The organism is Nocardioides sp. (genome assembly GCF_031422975.1).
Taxonomy (GTDB): Bacteria; Actinomycetota; Actinomycetes; order Propionibacteriales; family Nocardioidaceae; genus Nocardioides.
In genome coordinates this window covers 1-1,875 of the sequence record NZ_JANPEO010000299.1, presented here as the reverse complement: position 1 = coordinate 1,875, position 1,875 = coordinate 1, and the positions used below count along the sequence as shown (strand labels likewise).

Sequence of the window (1,875 nt, the reverse complement as noted above, 5' to 3'; positions counted from 1 at the left end):
TGTTGGGGACCGAGCTCTTCTTGGCCTTCTGGACGGCATCGAAGAGGGTCGGGTTGCCGGACATGTCGCTACCGCCCTGTTTGGCGGCGACCTCGATGTTCTTGATCAGCTTGGCGAACAGCTTGCCGCGCTTGGCGTCGACAACAGCCTTCTTGTGCTTCGTGGTCGCCCACTTGGAGTGGCCAGACATCAGTCCCTCTTCGTCTCTTCGTCAGTACGGAGTTCGGCTCGGGCCCGGCGCACCAGGTCGACGAACAACTCGTGGACCCGGGCGTCGCCGCCGACCTCCGGATGGAAGGAGGTCGCCATCAGCGACCCCTGGCGAACGGCCACGATCCTACCGGCGGCCGGTCCCGCAGGCACCCGGGCCAGTACCTCGACTCCCTCACCCACGGCCTCGACCCACGGCGCACGGATGAAGATCGCGTGCACCGGCCCGTCGAGCCCCTGGACCGTGAGGTCGCCCTCGAAGCTGTCCACCTGCCGGCCGAACGCGTTGCGCCGCACGGTGATGTCGAGCCCGCCGAGCGTCTCCTGGCCCGCGGCGCCGTCCTCGATCCGGTCGGCCAGCAGGATCATCCCGGCGCACGTGCCGAAGGTGGGCAGGCCGGCGCGGACGCGGGCCTTGAGGGGCTCGAACAGCTCGAAGATCCTGGCCAGCTTGATCATCGTCGTCGACTCGCCGCCGGGGATGATCAGCCCGTCCACCGCGGCCAGCTCCCGTGGGCGGCGGACGGCGATGGCGTCCTCGCCGAGGCGACGGAGCACGGCGAGGTGTTCGCGCACGTCGCCCTGCAGGGCGAGCACGCCGATGGTGTGATCCACGTCGGCAGATCCTAGGTCGCGGTCGTGGTCGCGACCTCATCGGTGGTCCCCCACCGTCTCCCTCCCGGCATCCGCGCGGAGGCCCACGTGAACAACGCCTCGACGAAGGGGTGCCGACGTCCGCGGACCAGGGCGGTCCCGACAGTGAGGGGCAGATGATCGCGGCACCGCGCAACCGGTCCATCCAGAGCAGGTGCATCCCGGCAGGATGGCCGACCCAGCGGTCGCGACGACAACACCGCCCCGACCGGCAGGCGAACGTTGCGGCGGGTGGCTACCAGCCGCGCTCGGAGAGGCGGTGCGGCTGCGGGATCTCGTCGACGTTGATGCCGACCATGGCCTCGCCCAGCCCGCGGCTGACCTTGGCCACCACGTCGGGGTCGTCGAAGAACGTCGTCGCCTTGACGATCGCCTCGGCGCGCTGCTCGGGGTTGCCGGACTTGAAGATGCCGGAGCCGACGAACACGCCCTCGGCACCGAGCTGCATCATCATCGCGGCGTCGGCCGGGGTCGCGATGCCACCCGCGGTGAAGAGCACGACCGGGAGCTTGCCGGCCTCGGCGACCTCCTTGACCAGGTCGTACGGCGCCTGCAGCTCCTTCGCCGCGACGTACAGCTCGTCGGGCTCCATGCCGTGGAGGCGGCGCAGCTCGGCCCGGATGGTGCGCATGTGGGTGACCGCGTTGGAGACGTCGCCCGTGCCTGCTTCACCCTTGGAGCGGATCATCGCCGCGCCCTCGGTGATGCGACGCAGCGCCTCGCCGAGGTTGGTGGCGCCGCAGACGAACGGCACCGTGAAGTGCCACTTGTCGATGTGGTTGGCGTAGTCGGCCGGGGTCAGCACCTCGGACTCGTCGATGTAGTCGACACCGAGGGACTGCAGGATCTGCGCCTCGGCGAAGTGACCGATGCGGGCCTTGGCCATCACCGGGATCGAGACCGTGGCGATGATGCTCTCGATCATGTCGGGGTCACTCATGCGCGAGACCCCGCCCTGGGCGCGGATGTCGGCCGGGACCCGCTCGAGGGCCATCACGGCCACGGCGCCGG

Annotated in this window: 2 protein-coding genes and 1 pseudogene; all 3 read right to left on the bottom strand. The window is 69.8% G+C overall.

Features of this window, described 5'->3' with window-relative positions:
* Positions 1 to 190, bottom strand: a pseudogene (locus tag RMO85_RS09025) (YebC/PmpR family DNA-binding transcriptional regulator); the annotation flags it as partial.
* Entirely contained in the window at positions 190 to 825 is a 636-nt protein-coding gene (gene pdxT / locus RMO85_RS09020; protein WP_310528392.1) for a pyridoxal 5'-phosphate synthase glutaminase subunit PdxT, read from the bottom strand. The pseudogene RMO85_RS09025 and the gene pdxT, both read right to left, overlap by 1 nt.
* A 274-nt stretch (positions 826 to 1,099) precedes the next feature.
* On the bottom strand, positions 1,100 to 1,875 hold a 776-nt coding region (pdxS, locus tag RMO85_RS09015; protein WP_310528391.1), incomplete at its 5' end, for a pyridoxal 5'-phosphate synthase lyase subunit PdxS.